The organism is Pseudogemmobacter sp. TB195, assembly GCF_058313095.1.
Genome location: NZ_JBZEGG010000004.1, coordinates 43983 through 61294, shown reverse-complemented (window position 1 = coordinate 61294; position 17312 = coordinate 43983). Strand labels below are relative to the sequence as shown.

The following is a 17312-nucleotide window of genomic DNA, read 5'->3' as shown; positions in this document are numbered from 1 at the left end:
GTGCTTTACCTCCTGATGGTCCGGTCCTAGGTTCGGGCCGAACCGGGCGGAGGGGGCAATGGAAGCCAGAGCAGTCGAAGATCTCAGTGAAGCAGAGGCCCGGGCCGAGCTGAATATGCTGGCGCAGAAACTTGCCGGCGCGAATCATGCCTATCACTCCGAAGATGCTCCGGTGATCAGCGATGCGGAATATGATCAGCTGAAGCGCCGCAATGCGGCGATTGAGGCGCGCTTTCCCGCGATGAAGCGGGCTGACAGTGCCAGTGATCAGATTGGCGCGGCGCCGGTGGAGGGGTTCGGCAAGGTTGCGCATCGGGTCGCAATGCTCAGTCTCGAAAATGCGTTTGATGACAGCGATGTCTCGGATTTCGACGACCGGGTGCGGTCTTTCCTCAACCATTCCGGTGGGGTGAACTATACTGCAGAGCCAAAGATCGACGGGCTTTCGCTTTCCTTGCGCTACGAATCGGGTCGGCTGGTCCAGGCCGCGACGAGGGGCGATGGCGCGACGGGAGAGAATGTGACCGCGAATGCCCTGACGATTGCCGATATCCCGCATCTGGTTTCCGGGGCCCCCGAAATTATGGAGGTGCGGGGTGAGGTCTATATGTCCCATGCCGATTTCGCGGCGCTGAACAGCCGCCAGGCAGAACTGGGGGAAAAAACCTTCGCCAATCCGCGCAATGCGGCCGCTGGCAGTCTGCGCCAGCTCGATGCGCGGATCACCGCGAGCCGCCCGCTCAAATTCTTCGCCTATGCCTGGGGGGAGGTGTCGGCGCCCCTCGCCAACAGCCAGTCGGGCGCGATCCGGCGCCTTGCGGAACTGGGGTTCCAGACCAATCCCCTGACGCGGCTTTGTGCGGGGCCAGAGGACATGCTGGCGCAGTATCGCCATATCGGTGAATTGCGGGCCGGGCTTGGCTATGACATCGACGGCGTGGTCTATAAGGTTGACGATCTGGCGCTGCAGGCGCGGCTGGGGTTTCGCTCCACCACGCCCCGCTGGGCGATTGCGCATAAATTCCCGGCCGAACTCGCCTGGACCTGGCTTGAGGCCATCGACATTCAGGTCGGCCGCACCGGCGCACTCTCGCCGGTTGCACGGCTGGTGCCGGTGACGGTGGGCGGTGTGGTGGTCTCGAACGCCACGCTGCATAATGAGGATTACATCCATGGCCGCAACTCGGCCGGCGAAGAGATCCGCGGCGGCAAGGATATCCGGATCGGCGATTTCGTCCAGGTCTACCGCGCCGGTGATGTGATCCCGAAGATCGCGGATGTCGATCTTACGAAACGGCCCGAAGGCGCGATCCCCTATGCCTTCCCCGAGACCTGTCCGCAATGCGGCAGCCCGGCGATCCGTGCCCCCGAAGACTCCGTGCGTCGCTGCACTGGCGGACTGATCTGTCCCGCGCAAGGTGTCGAAAGGCTGAAACATTTTGTCAGCCGCAACGCGTTTGACATCGAGGGCCTCGGCGCGAAACAGGTAGAGCTGTTCTATCTCGATGATCTTTTGCCGGTGAAAACGCCGGCTGATATCTTTACGCTTGAGGCTCGCGACACTGCTAACCCGCTGCAAAAGCTGAAGAACCGCGACGGTTTTGGCGAGACCTCGGTCAGGAAGCTCTGGGCCGCGATCGACGAACGCCGGACGATCGGATTTGAACGCTTCCTCTTCGCGCTTGGCATCCGCGATGTCGGTGAGGTGGCGGCGCGGGATCTGGCGCGGCATTACCACTCCTGGACCAGCCTGGCATCGGCCATCGACATCGCCCATCCGGCCGCTTTGCGCCAGATCGCGGCGGACGAGGCCGAGGCGGAAGAGCGTATCGCCGCCCGTGACGCGGGGCGTCGGGCGCAGCCGGCAAAGGCCCGTGCGGTGATCTGGGATCAGGATCCGCTGGACCCGGCGACGCTTGCCGCCTGGCAGGAGCTTTTGTCAATCGACGGGATCGGCGCGGTTCTGGCGGTCTCGCTGGTGACCGCGCTGGCGCCAGGCGGGCATGAGCGCCAGGCGGTCGATGATCTCGTGGCTCAGCTTAAAGAGATCACGCCGCCTGCGAAACGTGCGACCGAAAGCCCGGTGGCGGGCCTGACCGTCGTTTTCACCGGCTCGCTGGAGAAAATGACCCGGGCCGAGGCCAAGGCCCGCGCCGAATCGCTCGGGGCGAAGGTTGCGGGTTCGGTTTCAGCCAAAACCGATCTTCTGGTGGCCGGGCCCGGCGCCGGCTCCAAGCTGAAGGAAGCGGCAAAGCTGAACATCCGCACGCTCGACGAAGATGGCTGGCTCGTGTTGATCGGTGATCTGGCGGCTGGTCAGCCAGGAGATACCGGCGCATGAGCCGTCCTGAGGCGCTCTTTCCGCTTTTCGCGAATCTGGAGACGCTGGACGGCGTCGGTGCGAAAAGCGCGAAGGCGTTTGAGGGGCTGGCGGTCAGCCGCCCGAAGGATCTTTTGTACCTGCTGCCTTACAGCGGCATCGACCGCAGTCTGCGCGCCGGCATTCGCGACTATATTTTGCCCACAACAGTGACCATCGCGGTCGAGGTGCTGCGCCATCAGCCGGGGCGCACCCGCTCGGCGCCGACAGTGGTACATTGCCGCGACGATGAGGGCGCGGCGCTGGAACTGGTCTTCTTTCACGCACGTGGCGACTACTTGCAGCGCATCCTGCCGGAGGGCGCACGCCGGGTGATTTCCGGCAAGGCCGAGGCCACTGATTTTGCGATCCGCATCGTGCATCCTGATCACATGCTGGCGCCGGAAGAGGCGGGAAACCTGCCGGGATGGGAGCCGGTCTATCCGCTGACGGCAGGTATCACGCAGAAAACAGTGCAAAAAGCGATGGTGTCAGCGCTGGCGCGGCTGCCGGATCTGGCGGAGTGGATCGACCCCGGGCTGATGGCGCGCGAGGGCTGGCCCGCCTGGTCTGCCGCGATCGCGCAGGCCCATCGTCCCGCAAGCGCGCAGGATCTGGCGGCGGAAGATCCGGCCCGGGCAAGGCTCGCCTATGATGAACTTTTCGCGCATCAGCTGACGCTGTCGCTTGCGCGGGCGCGGATGCGGCGCGGGCGTGGGATGCAGAGCCGGGGCGATGGAGGCCTGCGCGCGCGGCTTTTAGACGGCTTTCCCTATCGGCCCACAGCCGCGCAGGAGCGTGCGGTGACCGAGATCGCCGCAGACATGGCCGCGCCGTTACGGATGAACCGGCTGTTGCAGGGCGATGTTGGCGCCGGGAAAACGCTCGTGGCGCTGATGGCGCTGGCGGTTGCGGTCGAGGCGGGCGGGCAGGGTGTGCTGATGGCCCCGACCGAGATCCTCGCGCGCCAGCATTATGAGGGGCTGGCGGATCTTGCAGGCCAGGCCGGCATCCGGATGGAACTTCTGACCGGACGCGACCGGGGCAGTGAGCGGGCGGCCAAACTGGCGGCGCTCGCGGCGGGAGAGATCCAGATCCTGGTCGGCACCCATGCTGTTTTCCAGAAAGACGTGGTTTTTCATAATCTTCGTCTCGCGGTGATCGATGAACAGCATCGGTTTGGCGTGGCGCAGCGGATGGAATTGGGCGCCAAGGGCGAGGCAGCGGATGTGCTGGTGATGACCGCGACCCCGATCCCGCGCAGCCTCGCTTTGGCCTCTTACGGCGATATGGATGTCTCGGTGCTGGATGAAAAACCGCCGGGCCGCAAACCGGTCAGGACGGTGCTGGTGACCACAAGCCGGATTGACGAGGTGGTGGCCCATCTGTCCCAGGCGGTGGCGGGCGGGCGTCAGGCCTATTGGGTCTGCCCGCTGGTCGAGGAAAGCGAGCTCGTTGATCTGGCCTCGGCCGAGGAGCGGTTTGCCCATCTGCGCACCGCTTTGGGTGAGGGGCGGGTCGGGCTGGTCCATGGCCAGATGCCGCCCGCGGCCAAGGATGCCGCGATGGCGCGGTTTGTTGCTGGCGAGACCGGCGTTCTGGTGGCGACAACGGTAATCGAGGTGGGGGTGAATGTGCCCAATGCCTCGATCATGGTGATCGAACGCGCCGAGACCTTTGGACTTGCGCAGTTGCATCAGCTCCGGGGGCGGGTCGGCCGGGGAGCGGCGGAATCGACTTGCCTGATGATGTATCAGCCGCCGCTGAGCGAAAGCGGCGAGCGCCGTCTCAAGACCCTGCGCGATACCGAAGACGGCTTCCGCATCGCCGAGGAAGATCTCGCGATGCGCGGTGCCGGGGATCTGATCGGCACCGCGCAATCGGGCCTGCCCAGATTTCGCGTCGCCGATCTGGAACGGCAATCGGCGCTGATGGTGGTGGCGCAAACGGATGCGCGCAAGCTTTTGCACGATGATCCGACGCTCGACAGCCCGCGCGGTAAAGCGGCACGACATCTCTTGTGGCTGCTGGATCAGGATCGGGCGATCCGGCTTTTGACGGTCGGCTGAACCCGTATTCGGGGGCGTGGAGGCAGCCTCTGCATAAGGTGCAATACCTGAAACCTGTTATGTTCGCGAATGTTCCACTTTAGTTCTTTACAACTCATGAATCATATGAGAACAATAGGGCAACAAAACAGAGAGCAGGAGGAAGTGAAGATGATCGCCCGACTGAAAGCCGTTCGCCGCAGCGCAGATATCCGCGCGGCCGAGGATATTCTTGGCGTCTTCGCTCTCTTCGCACTTTTGTTTGTTGCCCTCGCGCTGCCCGTCGCCGGTTAAGCGCATCCGAGTTTCTGCCTGCGGTCTGACCTCTGACATGCACCGGCCTTCTCTGTCCCGATCCGAAGGCCCCTGATCTGCACCTGTCCCGCAGATCCCTGCATGTCCCAGACACGCTTGACTTCCGCCGCCGTCGTATCCCGACGCGCGGCGGTTTTTTTTAGGCCTGCCGGGCTTTGTCGACGGCTTCGCAGGCAGCGTCGAGCACCAGCAGGATCGAGGCATGACGATTGCGGAACTCCCGCGCCGGGGTCAGCACCGCGTAAAGATCGAAAGGCGCGGGCGGCGGTTCGGCGCCGTCTTTCAGCATGGCAGCAACGGCGTCGCGGGCCTGATGGAGCTCCTGAGCGCTGCGCCCGATCACGGCACGGCCAAAAATCGCGGCAGAGGCCTGACCGAGGGCGCAGGCCCGCACCTCTTGCGCATAATCCGCAACCCTTCCGTCCTGCAGCGTCAGATCGACCGTCACTGTCGAGCCGCAGGTGGGAGAGCGCTTTTTCGCGCTGCCCTGTGGCGCATCAAGCCGCCCGGCCAGCGGGATATTCGCAGCCAGGTCGAGAATCTTACCGGAATATAGCGAGATCAGATCGCTGTCGCTCATCGCTGTCGCCTTTGCCGATAGGCTGCCCTTGTGGCCTGCCTTGCCTGACGTCTATGTAATCGGACAGAGCGCCCGCGCCAAGGAGAAGACCATGAGCTTTGATCCCGCCAGTCTGAAATTCGATGCCAATGGGCTGGTGGCCTGCATCGCCCAGCAGCATGACACAGGCGAGGTGCTGATGCTGGCCTGGATGAACGCGGCGGCCGTAGCGAAGACGCTGGAGACGGGCAGGGTGACCTATTGGTCGCGCTCGCGTCAGGCGTTCTGGATCAAGGGGGAAAGCTCGGGCCATGTGCAGCGGCTGGTCGGGCTGCGGGTGGATTGTGATCGTGACTGTCTGCTGGCGCTCGTGGATCAGACCGGACCGGCCTGCCATACCAACCGGCGGTCCTGTTTTTATACCGGGGTGGAGACCGGGGATGAGGTTGAGCTGATGCAGCCGGTCAGCTGAGGCTGGTCTGCGCCTCCGGCAGACATATTTCAGTCAAGGGGAACGGTCAGGCCGAGCATCACGCGGATATCACCGGGCGTGGCACCGTCCTCGCGGTATTTTACCAGCGCCCGGGCGTCATCGCGCTTGGCGAGCCGTTTGCCGCTGTCGTCACGGATCAGGCGGTGATGATGCCAGAGTGGTTGTGGCAGGCCGAGCAGGCGGATCAGGAGCGCATGGATGAAGGTGGCCTCGAACAGGTCTTCGCCACGTGTGATTTCGGTGATGCCCTGGGCAGCATCATCGGTCACGACGGCAATGTGATAAGAGGTTCCGATGTCGCGACGCGCCAGAACAATATCGCCGATCTCAGCGACCATCTGCGCAGCATTGCGGCAATGAAGGCCCGGCCGGCGACCGCTATCGGTGAAGGTGACGTCGCCAGTACGCGCCATGGCTTTCGCCATATCAAGGCGGATCGCGCCGCCTTTATGACCGGCATGGCGGCAGGTGCCGGGATAGACCGGTCCATCCGGCCCGGTTACAGGCGCGCCTTCCTGTGGCGCCGACAGAGAGGCGCGTATATCACCCCTGGTGCAGATGCAATGATAGGTCAGGCCGGTTTCTGTCAGCTTATCAACGGCTTGACGGTACAGGTTGAGGCGCTCTGACTGCCGCAGGACCGGGGTTTCCCAATGCAGTCCCAGCCAGCGAAGATCTTCATAAACGGCGGCCTCATAATCGGGCCGCGCGCGGGCGGTGTCGATATCCTCGATCCTGAGAAGAAAGCGATCTCCGCGCGCGGCGGCGGTCAGCGCGGCGAAAGCATGGCCCAGATGGAGCGGCCCGGTTGGCGACGGCGCGAAGCGGGTTACCCGAGCCATTTTGTGAAAGCGTCTTTCGCGCGATCGGTATAGGCCTTGTAGCGATCCTTGCGACCCCGGCGCCCGCCTTTGGCGTCAATCGGGGGGAAGAGGCCGAAATTGACATTCATTGGCTGGAATGTCTTTGCCTCGGCACCACCGGTGATATGGGTGATAAGCGCGCCCATCGCAGTGTCCGCAGGCGGTGGCGGCAGATCCTGACCCTTGATTTCCGCTGCTGCCATACGGCCGGCGAGCAGGCCCATTGCCGAGGATTCGACATAACCCTCGACCCCGGTGATCTGGCCGGCGAAACGGATATGCGGCCGCGATTTCAGTCGCATCCGGTCGTCCAGAAGCGTGGGAGAGTTGATGAATGTATTGCGATGGATGCCGCCAAGACGGGCAAATGAAGCGTTTTCAAGACCGGGAATCATTTTGAAAACAGCGGCTTGCGCGCCGTATTTCATCTTGGTCTGGAAGCCCACGATATTATAGAGCGTCCCGAGCGCATTGTCGCGGCGCAGCTGAACCACCGCATAGGCTTTGGTTTCGGGATCATGTTCATTGGTCAGGCCGACCGGCTTCATCGGGCCAAAGCGCAGCGTTTCGCGCCCGCGTTCGGCCATGACCTCGATCGGCAGGCAGCCATCGAAATAGCCCGCCGTTTCGCCTTCATGGAATTCGGTTTTCTCGGCGGCGAGCAGCGCGTCGATGAAAGCCTCATATTGCTCCCGCGTCATCGGGCAATTGAGATAGGCCTTTTGTTCCTCTTCGGTCTCGCCCTTGTCATAGCGCGACTGGCGCCAGGCGACCGACATATCGACCGATTCCGCGTAGACGATAGGCGCGATGGCGTCGAAAAAGGCGAGGCTGTCTGCTCCGGTCTCGGCGCGGATTGCTTCTGCCAGGGCGCCGGAGGTCAGCGGGCCGGTCGCGATGATCCAGTGACCATCTTCGGGAAGGGCACGGATCTCACCGGGGTCGAATGAAATCATCGGATGCGCGCGCAGCCGTTCTGTCACCGAAGCCGAAAAGGCGTCGCGGTCAACAGCAAGTGCGCCACCTGCCGGCAGGCGGTGACGGCGGGCCATTTCCATGATCAACCCGCCCGCCGCCTGCATTTCCCAATGCAGCAGGCCGACGGCATTCCGTTCATCATCATCCGAGCGGAAGGAGTTCGAGCAGACCATTTCGGCGAAGTCGCCGGTGCGATGCGCGAAAGTGCCCACAGAGGGGCGCATTTCGTGCAGGACGACCGGGACGCCGGCCTCGGCCGCCTGCCAGGCGGCCTCGGATCCGGCCATGCCGCCGCCGATGATGTGGAGCTTTTCCATGGCTCGCGATGTAGCCCTGCCAGGGCGACAGTTCAACTCCTCAGATCAGGGCGACCCGTTCGCGTTGCGCAGGATCGGGCCAGGGCCGGTAGAGACCGATATCGGCATGGGCGATCATGCCATGCATCTGGTCGTAGCGGCGCAGCGCCTCATCATCGCTGGCAGCGAGACCGGCGAAAGCTGTGTCGAGGCCGGCAAGGCCAGGCAGCTCAATCTCCAGCAGGAAATCGGTATGCTGCCCCGAGGCCAGTCCCAGTTTGCGACGCAGAAGCCGCCAGTCGCTCACCAGGCCCTTGCCACGCAGATGATCCATCCAGGCGGCGACGGCAGCCGCGAATGCCAGGGCCCGTGCCTCTGGCCGCAGCTCGATCAGGCAATGGTAAAGATGCACCGCTTCCTCCCTCGGGCCATCCGCCCGCATCGAGTGAAACAGCGAAGATTTACCATCGGGTTAAAATGAAACGGCCCGCCACAGGGGCGGGCTGTCACATCATTCCGGAGCGGTCTCGGGCGGCACGTCAGGGGCCGGCGTGTCGGAGGATGGCGTATCTGGAACCGTCGTGTCCGCCGCGCCGACGCTTTCCTGCTCGGCGATGCGGGCGACCGAGACGACCTCTTCCTCGCCGCCGGTATTCAGCACCTTCACGCCCCCAGCCGACCGCGAGCGGAAAGAAATCTGGTCCACCGGCACCCGGATCGACTGTCCGGACGAGGTCGCGAGCATGATCTGGTCGGAAAGATCGACCGGGAAGGAGGCCACCAGCGGCCCGCCGGGCATGGATTTGGCGAAAGCGGTCACGCCCTGGCCGCCACGTCCGCGCACCGGGTAGTCATGGCTGGACGAGAGCTTGCCGAGACCGCGCGCGGTGATGGTGAGGATCAGATCCTCGGCCGCTGACATTTCAGCATAACGCTCGGTCGAAAGCTGGCCCACTGCGGCCTCTTCCTCGTCATCCGCCTCGATCTCTTCAGTCACACCGGCGACAAGGCGGCGCTGCTTCAGATAGGCGGCGCGCTCGGCCGGATCTGCCTCGAAATGGCGGATGATCGACATCGAGACGACCTTATCCTCGCCATTCAGGCGGATCCCGCGCACACCGGTCGAGCCGCGCGATTTGAAGACGCGGATTTCCTGGGTCGAGAAGCGGATGGCGCGGCCCGAAGCCGTCACCAGCATGACATCGTCATTCTCATCGGCGATGGCTGCGTTCACAAGTGTAACGTTTTCAGGCAGTTTCATCGCGATCTTGCCATTGCGCATCACATTGGTGAAGTCCGACAGATCATTCTGCCGCACATCGCCATCCGAGGTCGCGAAGACAATCTGCAGCTTGTCCCACTCATCTTCCGGCACATCGACCGGCATCAGCGCGGCGATGGAAACGCCGGGTTCGATCGGCAGGATATTGACCAGTGCCTTACCTTTGGCATTGCGGCCCGCCACCGGAAGCCGCCAGGTCTTGAGCTTGTAGACCATGCCGGAAGTTGTAAAGAACAAGAGCCAGGTATGTGTATTTGCTACGAAAAGCGTTGTGACGACGTCATCTTCCTTGGTCTGCATGGAAGACAAACCCTTGCCGCCGCGGTTCTGCTGGCGGAACTCTGCCAGCGGCGTGCGCTTGATGTAACCGCCCGAGGTGATGGTCACGACCATATCCTCGCGCTCGATCAGATCCTCGTCATCCATATCGCCTTCCCAATCGGCGATCTGGGTGCGGCGCGGCACAGCAAAGAGCGAGCGAACCTCGGTCAACTCATCGGAAATGATCCCCATGATCCGATCCCGAGACGAGAGAATATCGAGGAAATCCTTGATCTTACCGGCAAGTTCTTCCAGCTCGTCGGTGACTTCCTTGACCCCGAGCGCGGTCAGACGCTGCAGGCGCAGCTCAAGGATCGCCCGGGCCTGGGTCTCCGAGAGATTATAGGTTCCATCCTCGTTCATCTTATGACCGGGATCGTCGATCAGCCGGATATAGGCCGCGATATCATGCGCGGGCCAGTTGCGGGTCATCAGCCGCTCGCGCGCCTCGGCCGGATCGGCAGAGGAGCGGATCGTCGCCACAACCTCATCGACATTCGATACCGCGACCGCGAGACCGCAAAGGATATGGCTGCGCTCGCGCGCTTTCCGCAGCTCGAAAGCGGTGCGGCGTGCGACAACTTCTTCGCGGAACACAAGGAAATGGCTGAGGAAATCCCGAAGCGTCAGGGTCTCGGGCTTGCCGCCCACCAGCGCCAGCATATTGCAGCCGAAATGCACCTGCATCGGCGAGAACCGCCAGAGCTGGTTCAGCACGACATCGGGTGTGGCATCGCGTTTCAGCTCGATCACCACCCGCACGCCGACACGGTCCGACTCGTCGGCGATCGAGGAGATCCCGTCGATCCGCTTGTCGCGCACCGCTTCGGCGATTTTCTCGATCATCGAGGCCTTGTTGACCTGATAGGGGATCTCGTCGACGATGATTGCCCAGCGGTCTTTGCGCAGCTCTTCGACATGGGTTTTCGCCCGGATGATCACCGAGCCGCGCCCTTCGAGATAGGCCTTGCGCGCGCCCGAACGACCAAGGATCAGACCCCCGGTCGGAAAATCGGGCGCCGGAAGCATTTCCATGAGCGATTCCATGGAGATATCCGGGTTTTCTATCATCGCCAGCGTGGCGTCGATAACCTCGCCGAGGTTGTGCGGCGGGATCCGCGTCGCCATGCCGACCGCGATACCTTCGGTGCCGTTGACCAGCATGTTCGGGTAGCGGGAGGGAAGCACCGTCGGCTCGCGGTCCTTGCCGTCGTAATTGTCCTGGAAATCGACCGTATCTTTGTCGATATCGGCCAGCAGAAAGGCGGCGGGCTTGTCCATCCGCACTTCGGTATAGCGCATCGCCGCCGGCGGATCGCCATCCATCGAGCCGAAATTCCCTTGCCCATCAAGGAGTTTCAGCGACATACTGAAGGGCTGCGCCATCCGCACCAGCGCGTCGTAAATCGAGCTGTCGCCATGCGGGTGGTATTTCCCCATCGTATCGCCGACCGGACGGGCCGATTTGCGATAGGCCTTGTCATGGGTGTTGTTGCTTTCGTGCATTGCAAACAGCACGCGGCGGTGAACCGGCTTCAGCCCGTCGCGCAGATCGGGGATCGCGCGGCTGACAATGACCGACATCGCATAGTCGAGATAGGCGGTCCGCATCTCCTGGGTGATATCGACCTGCGGGCCGTGATAGACCGGCTTCTCAGGAGTTTCACCTGCGTTTTCAATATCTTCCGGAGTGTCTGACACGGTACGCCTTCTTTGTCACGGCCGGGCCTTTCGGGGACATGTCCCCTGGCCCGCATTTAGTTGGGCAGAAGTTACACCATACCAGCCATTGGGTGCAATGGTGGGAGCAATGGTCGGTGAAATGGTCGGGGCGGTCTTCTGTCATCTCTGTTGTCATCACAGGGGCGAGGTGAGTGACAGATCGTTGATTTTATTGACCTTATATTCATCTCTGTCATGCTTTCCTGAACGGGAGGACGAACGGAGGCACAGGAAATGAAAGAAGGCGACAGGCGGATCGGCGACGGGCGGATCGGCTACGGGCGGGCAGGTGAGGGACGTGCCGGTGAGGGGCGGGCGGGTGAGCGTCAGCACAGCGAAACCAGCCTCATGCTGCAAGGCTACGGACTCACCACGGCCGAGATCTTCTACGGGATGCCGGATTACCGGTCGGTGCTCAACACGTTCATCTGGCAGGCCTATGATCTGGCGCCGGACTACCCGGAACTGTTTCGCTTCATTGAATACTGGCAGTCGAACATCGAAGGGCCGCTGCATTCGGTGCGCTTCACCCATCGCCGGCAGATCGGGCCGGCGGAATGGCGCAAGGTGACGGCGGAACTGAGGCTGCACTAAAGCGCGCGCTTGCCGTGAGGCGCGGGTGAGGCTATTGCCCGCGCCATGAATGACCAGTCTCCCCCCGGCAAGGCGCAGGCTCAGGGCGCGCTGACCAATGTTGACGGGCTGATCCGCCAGGGTCTGAGCCCAGCTGTCCAACGGGCAGAACTTGAACAGGTCGCGGCGGAATTCCGGGTGCGGCTGAGCCCCGGGATGCGGCAGATCGGATCTGACGCAGTCCTGGCGCAATTTCTCCCTGATCCGCGCGAGCTGACCATCCTCCCGGAAGAGCTGATCGACCCGATCGGGGATGACGTGCATCGCCCGGTGCCCGGCCTGACGCATCGCTATCCGGACCGCGTGATCCTGCACACGACCCAGATCTGCGAGGTCTATTGCCGCTTTTGCTTCCGACGCGAGGCGGTGGGGGAAAACGGTCAGCTCGAGGAGGCGGAATTCATCCGCGTACTAGACTATCTGCGCGACCATCCGCAGATCTGGGAGGTGATCCTGACCGGCGGCGACCCGCTGACCCTGTCCGCGCGGCGCCTGAAGGATATGCTGGCCCGACTGGCAGAGATCCCAAGCGTCGAGGTGATCCGCATCCATACCCGCATCCCTGTCGTGGCGCCGGAGAAGATCACCGACGACCTGACGCGGGCGATGCAGGTCCGCCCGGTGGTCTGGCTCGTGCTGCATACGAACCATGCCGACGAAATTACCCCTGCCGCCAGCGCGGCACTCGCACGGCTGACCCGGGCGGGCGTGCCGCTCCTGTCGCAGACGGTGCTGCTGAAGGGGATCAATGCCGATCCCGACACGCTGGAGCAGTTGTTCCGTACTTTGATCCGCAACCGGGTGAAGCCCTATTACCTGCATCACCCCGATCTCGCGAAAGGCACCGGCCATTTCCGTCTAAGCCTGCACGAGGGGCAGGAAATCATGGCCGATTTGCGCGGACGAATCTCCGGCACGGCGCTGCCGACCTATGTCCTGGATATTCCCGGCGGCTTTGGAAAGGTTCCGGTTGGGCCTGGCTATCTGCAACACCATGGAGATGGCAGCTGGACCGTTACCGATCCGCAGGGGCGAGCGCATTCCTACCGGGATCTCTGACTTCGGGGCTACGAACGCCCTTGGCGGGGGCAGATTCAGTCCCGCCTGGTTGGGTTATGGAGTCAGTGGGATGGATCGACCACACACCCCGTGGTGACGCACCGCCGGGTCACATCTGCGTCGTCAGATCATTTGGAACAGGCGGCCTAATTCTGAAGCGAAGGGCAGTGGCTGATTGGCTTCAAGTAATGCTGCCTGGCGCTCGCCGCGTTCTTCGCAGGACTGGTGTCGGATGGGGCCGGGAGCGCGCGCTATGGCGGGCAGGGGGCGAGCATCGTGTGTCGACATGTGGGGACGCATTCGCGATCCCTCCTGCGCTACCATCGTGAATTGCGGGACGATGAACCCATTTCAGCTTTGGGCGGCATCCCTGCTTGCAGGCTATCAACGAGCGCTTCTGCAGCCGCAAGCGTTCTGCGATAGCCTCTTTCGTCATCGTCGGATCCTGGAATGGCACGTGCAGGATGGGGAGTCGCAGCGCATCACGCCAGCCAGCGACTTGCGACATAATGTTGTCGCGTGGAGACGGGTTTTTTTATCCGGCCAAAAATGCCGGAAAGCCCACCAATGACGCTACCAACGGCAGAAATCATTGCTGGATCCATCAGTGGCGAACCTTCATCAGGTTTTGAATATCGCGCTGCACATCACTGATTTATTTGAAAAAAAAGATCGGCGGTGAATACGATCATCGCATCAAGAATGTAATCGTCACCAGTGCAGCCCGAGAGGTCAGCGCGCTGGCATTCGCGCTTGATCCAGCGGAGAGCATCACCATAAACAGGAGCCGATATCAGACGACCCGCGAGCAAAGTGCGGTGATTTCCGAGGGATAGACCCCGACGAGAAAACCGCCAAAGGCGGTAAGAGCGGGGATCAACATCTTGCGCACGAGCGGCAAGACGAGCTTGAAGGCTTTCAGCATATACTTATCCCATTATATAAAGTGGTTAAGCATGACTTTGTCGTATAATCAGTATTATGTAACAAACATAGTAGAGCCGTGCCGGTTTCACTAAAGGAACTGTTGTGACTTCAAACAGCATTTATGCCTTTATCTACTTGTTTTGCCACTTTTTCACAAACGAGAATGCCGCTCTGCGAACCTGGCCCAACGGGTAATGATCTTAGGCATAAATGGTCATGACATACTGTTGTCCACCCGCCAATCGGTGTCGACGTTCTGAACGAGGCCACTCACCGCTTCGGCGCGCCGGGTATTACGAACTGGCAACATGGTTGCGCCATCGGTTGGAGCAGCCATGCGACGTCAAGGCAGCCCGTTTACATCATTCGTCTGAACCGACCGGATGGTTTACAGAGCGCTGCAATCTGTCTTGCGGCATATTCGCGATCGCGGCAGTCTCCGACTGCCCCGCATCGAGGGATTTTCAGATACCGCTCAATCCAGGGGAGTTCCCGATCCTTTGGCCAATGCCTGTGAAACAGGATCGAGAGAATTTCATTTGAAATCAGCCTGTTATATCAAGACTCACAAAACCTGATCTGTCAGTTTAAGGCATTCGCCGATCTTGCCGCCGCGCAGCCCGGTGTTGAACCACTGAGCACGCTGGGCCGAACTGCCATGGGTGAAGGTATGCGGCATCGGGCGCTGGCCGGCATTCTTTTGCAGCGTATCATCCCCGATCTGGCGCGCGGCGTTCAGTGCCTCGTCGAAGTCGCCGCGCTCGACGGTGCCAAGCGTCGCCGCAGCCTCATGCGCCCAGACGCCGGAGAGACAATCGGCCTGGAGCTCGATCAGCACCGAGACCTGGTTCGAGTCGGTCGTACTCAGCTGGCTGCGCAGCGTATTGGCCCGGCCGAGAATGCCGAGCTCGTTCTGGACATGGTGGCCGACCTCATGCGCCACGACATAGGCTGCAGCGAAATCGCCTTTCGCGCCAAGCTGTTTTTCGAGTGTTACGAAGAAACCGGTATCGAGATAGACCTTGCGATCGGCCGGGCAATAGAACGGCCCGGTGGCCTCGGAGGCGCCGCCACAGGGCGACTGGGTGCCTCCCTTAAACAGCACCAGCGTCGCGGGTTTATAGGTTTTGTTCAGCTGGCTGCGGAACAGATCGGCCCAGATCACCTCGGTATCAGCCAAAACGACCGAGACGAATTCGCCGGCCTCCTGGTCCTGGGCGGTCAGTGGCTCAGCTGCGCGGCCGCTGTCCTGGCCTGCATCCAGCCCGACCTGGTTCAGCAACTGGCCTGGATCGACGCCCAGCACCAGCGCGATCACGAAGACCGCAACAAGGCCAAGGCCCCCGACCCCGGCCGCGCCGCCCGTACGGATGCCACCGCCCTGGGCGCGGCGGTCTTCGATATTGTTGCTGCCGCGGCGGCCTTTCCATTGCATTGCGGACGCTCCCCTGTCCTGCGGCCCCGTCAGTGATGAAGCCTCGCACCCGTCGCAATCTACCCTGCCCCGCTGTGCCAGAAAAGCCCTGTCGAAAGGCCCAGGCGGCTGGACTGCACTGCGGCTGATCCTGGGCTGATCGTGGACGCGCGAAGGCGTTACTTTCCCTTTCGTCACACCGGGCCTAAACGTGACGCCGTATCGCCAGGGAATCGGAGCCCGCCCTATGATCCTGAAAACACCGGCAATCCTGATCGCGGGCCTCGGATCCGCCGCAATGCTGGCTGCGGCCTTTGGGTTTCAGCTGATTGGCGGCCTGGCGCCCTGCCATTTGTGCCTGCTGCAACGCTGGCCGCATGCGGCTGCGGTGCTGTTTCTGGCGCTCTGGCTGGCGACCGGCTGGCGGATTTGGCCCTGGCTGGGGGCTGCGGCGGCACTGAGCACTGCCGGGATCGGGCTTTTCCATGCGGGTGTCGAACTGGGCTGGTGGGAGTATATCTCGACCTGCACGCAAGGGTCGATCGCGGGACTGTCAGCGTCTGATCTGATGAACCCGGCTACGGCGACCCCTGCCCCGGTACGCTGCGATGCGATCCCATGGTCTTTGTTCGGGATCTCTATGGCGGGCTGGAATGCGATTGTCTCGCTGGTTCTGGCGCTGTTCTGGGGTTTTGGCGCCAGCCGCCGGGACTGAAGGAACGGGTGGGATAAACGGGGAGCGATCCGCGCCTTGCAGGGCGCGCATGCCTCCGGCGGGAGTATTTTGATCAGGGGAAATGGGGCCGGCCTGCGGGGGCGATCAGGCCCCGTCGGTTACCGGCGCGCAATTGAAGAGGCGCGCATGTTCCTGGATTGCGAAACGGTCGGTCATGCCTGCCACATAATCCGCTACAATGCGGGCAAGCGTGGTTTCATCCTGACCGGCTTCGCGAATGTCTTCCTGCCATTCAGCGGGCAAAAGCTCCGGCTGGTTCAGGAACAGCGGGAAGAGATCATCCATCACACCCGTCACCCGCGCCCGCACCTCCATCACCGAGGGCGCGCGATACATCCGGTGGAAGAGAAAGCTGCGCACCGCTTTCAGCTCCTGGTATAGCGGCTTTGAGAAGCGGATGATCGTGGTGCCCATATGGCGGATCTCGTGCACCGATTGCGGCTGTGCGGCATCAAGCCGGTTCTGCGCCACATGGATCACGTCTTCGACCATGCGGCCAAAGACGCGGCGCAGCGCTTCATGGCGGCGGCGCATACGGTCAAGGCCCGGGTAAAGCTCGTCGACCTTGCGGAAGGCGGGGCCGGCGACCGGCAGCTCCATCAGGTCATCTTCGGAGAAAAGCCCCGAGCGCAGCCCGTCATGCAGGTCGTGATGCGAATAGGCCACGTCATCGGCAATGGCCGCGACCTGGGCCTCGGCGCTGGCATGGGTGGAAAGCTCCAGATCCCAGGCGCGGTTCACCTCGTCCAGCGCATAGGGCAAGTGGTCGGGGTCATGCTTGTGTTTGTCATCGGCATTGGGGCCGATCACCGGGCCATTGTGTTTCGCAATGCCTTCCAGCGTCTCCCAGGTCAGGTTCAGGCCGTCAAAGCCCGCATAGTGACGTTCCAGCCGCGTCACGATGCGCAGCGCCTGGGCGTTATGGTCAAAGCCGCCATAGGGCTGCATCAGCCGCGCCAGCGCATCCTCGCCGGTATGGCCAAAGGGCGTATGACCCAGATCATGCGCCAGCGCGATGGCCTCGGCGAGATCGGTGTTCAGCCCCAGCACCGCCGAGATCGTGCGCGCCACCTGTGCGACCTCGATCGAATGGGTCAGGCGGGTGCGGTAGTAATCGCCCTCATGTTCGACAAAGACCTGTGTCTTGTGCTTGAGGCGGCGGAAAGCCGAGGAATGAATGATCCGGTCGCGATCCCGCTGAAAGGGCGAGCGGAATGTGCTCATTCCCTCATCGAACAGCCTCCCATGCGACTCTTCTGGCTGACAGGCAAAAGCGGCAAGCATCACGATCCGGTTCCCAATTCAGT

At 62.2% G+C, this 17312-nt stretch carries 16 protein-coding genes; 8 read left to right on the top strand and 8 right to left on the bottom strand.

Going from position 1 to position 17312, the window contains the following annotated elements; translation table 11 throughout:
- Positions 1–58 precede the first annotated feature (58 nt).
- The 3 genes from ligA to AC4FS3_RS06020 all read left to right on the top strand — a co-directional run bounded on the left by ligA (position 59) and on the right by AC4FS3_RS06020 (position 4701).
- Positions 59–2341: an NAD-dependent DNA ligase LigA gene (ligA, locus tag AC4FS3_RS06030; RefSeq protein ID WP_491019766.1), complete on the top strand. Its 2283-nt coding sequence runs from the start codon at positions 59–61 to the stop codon at positions 2339–2341.
- Positions 2338–4428 carry an ATP-dependent DNA helicase RecG gene (recG, locus tag AC4FS3_RS06025; protein WP_491019765.1) on the top strand — a complete coding sequence of 697 codons (2091 nt, stop codon included), beginning with the start codon at positions 2338–2340 and terminating at the stop codon, positions 4426–4428. The genes ligA and recG overlap by 4 nt, the downstream gene beginning before the upstream one ends.
- A gap of 150 nt (positions 4429–4578) precedes the next feature.
- A complete protein-coding gene (locus tag AC4FS3_RS06020; RefSeq protein WP_283177946.1) occupies positions 4579–4701 on the top strand; it encodes a hypothetical protein in 123 nt (40 codons plus the stop codon).
- Positions 4702–4861: 160 nt separating this feature from the next.
- Here AC4FS3_RS06020 and AC4FS3_RS06015 read toward each other — a convergent pair whose 3' ends face one another.
- Positions 4862–5302, bottom strand: a complete 441-nt coding sequence (locus tag AC4FS3_RS06015) for an iron-sulfur cluster assembly scaffold protein (protein WP_491019764.1) — start codon at positions 5300–5302, stop codon at positions 4862–4864.
- A gap of 91 nt (positions 5303–5393) precedes the next feature.
- Between AC4FS3_RS06015 and hisI the strand changes: the two genes are divergently transcribed.
- Positions 5394–5753, top strand: a complete 360-nt coding sequence (hisI, locus tag AC4FS3_RS06010; protein WP_491019763.1) for a phosphoribosyl-AMP cyclohydrolase — start codon at positions 5394–5396, stop codon at positions 5751–5753.
- 29 nt (positions 5754–5782) lie between these two features.
- On the opposite strand, the gene gluQRS is transcribed toward hisI, so the two are convergent.
- The 4 genes from gluQRS to gyrA form a co-directional block, all read right to left on the bottom strand.
- A complete protein-coding gene (gene gluQRS / locus AC4FS3_RS06005) occupies positions 5783–6616 on the bottom strand; it encodes a tRNA glutamyl-Q(34) synthetase GluQRS (protein ID WP_491019762.1) in 834 nt (277 codons plus the stop codon).
- Positions 6604–7932, bottom strand: a complete 1329-nt coding sequence (gene trmFO / locus AC4FS3_RS06000; protein ID WP_491019761.1) for a methylenetetrahydrofolate--tRNA-(uracil(54)-C(5))-methyltransferase (FADH(2)-oxidizing) TrmFO — start codon at positions 7930–7932, stop codon at positions 6604–6606. Before trmFO ends, gluQRS begins: the two co-directional genes overlap by 13 nt.
- A gap of 40 nt (positions 7933–7972) precedes the next feature.
- On the bottom strand, positions 7973–8323 hold the full coding sequence (locus AC4FS3_RS05995; protein WP_283177941.1) for a DUF6614 family protein: 351 nt from the start codon (positions 8321–8323) through the stop codon (positions 7973–7975).
- 99 nt (positions 8324–8422) lie between these two features.
- Positions 8423–11215 (bottom strand): DNA gyrase subunit A, encoded by a 2793-nt coding sequence (gyrA, locus tag AC4FS3_RS05990; protein WP_491019760.1) that lies wholly within the window; start codon positions 11213–11215, stop codon positions 8423–8425.
- Between the two features lie 369 nt (positions 11216–11584).
- On the opposite strand from gyrA, the gene AC4FS3_RS05985 reads away from it, so the two are divergent.
- From AC4FS3_RS05985 to AC4FS3_RS05975, 3 genes are all read left to right on the top strand, one after another.
- Entirely contained in the window at positions 11585–11830 is a 246-nt protein-coding gene (locus AC4FS3_RS05985) for an usg protein (protein WP_491019899.1), read from the top strand.
- Positions 11831–11875: 45 nt separating this feature from the next.
- Positions 11876–12928: a lysine-2,3-aminomutase-like protein gene (locus AC4FS3_RS05980; protein ID WP_491019759.1), complete on the top strand. Its 1053-nt coding sequence runs from the start codon at positions 11876–11878 to the stop codon at positions 12926–12928.
- Between the two features lie 225 nt (positions 12929–13153).
- Positions 13154–13351, top strand: a complete 198-nt coding sequence (locus tag AC4FS3_RS05975; protein ID WP_491019758.1) for a hypothetical protein — start codon at positions 13154–13156, stop codon at positions 13349–13351.
- A 370-nt stretch (positions 13352–13721) separates the two neighbouring features.
- Here the strand turns inward: AC4FS3_RS05975 and AC4FS3_RS05970 are convergent, their stop codons facing one another.
- Both AC4FS3_RS05970 and ypfJ read right to left on the bottom strand, forming a co-directional pair.
- Positions 13722–13853, bottom strand: a complete 132-nt coding sequence (locus AC4FS3_RS05970) for a hypothetical protein (protein WP_255532626.1) — start codon at positions 13851–13853, stop codon at positions 13722–13724.
- A 567-nt stretch (positions 13854–14420) separates the two neighbouring features.
- The gene (ypfJ, locus tag AC4FS3_RS05965) at positions 14421–15290 is read right to left on the bottom strand and encodes a KPN_02809 family neutral zinc metallopeptidase (protein ID WP_491019757.1); all 870 of its coding nucleotides are present in this window, start codon (positions 15288–15290) and stop codon (positions 14421–14423) included.
- Between the two features lie 226 nt (positions 15291–15516).
- Here ypfJ and AC4FS3_RS05960 point away from each other — a divergent pair, with 226 nt between their 5' ends.
- Positions 15517–15984, top strand: coding sequence for a disulfide bond formation protein B (locus AC4FS3_RS05960; protein ID WP_491019756.1), 468 nt, complete (start codon positions 15517–15519; stop codon positions 15982–15984).
- A 105-nt stretch (positions 15985–16089) separates the two neighbouring features.
- On the opposite strand, the gene AC4FS3_RS05955 is transcribed toward AC4FS3_RS05960, so the two are convergent.
- On the bottom strand, positions 16090–17289 hold the full coding sequence (locus AC4FS3_RS05955) for a deoxyguanosinetriphosphate triphosphohydrolase (RefSeq protein WP_491019898.1): 1200 nt from the start codon (positions 17287–17289) through the stop codon (positions 16090–16092).
- Between the last annotated feature and the right edge of the window lie 23 nt (positions 17290–17312).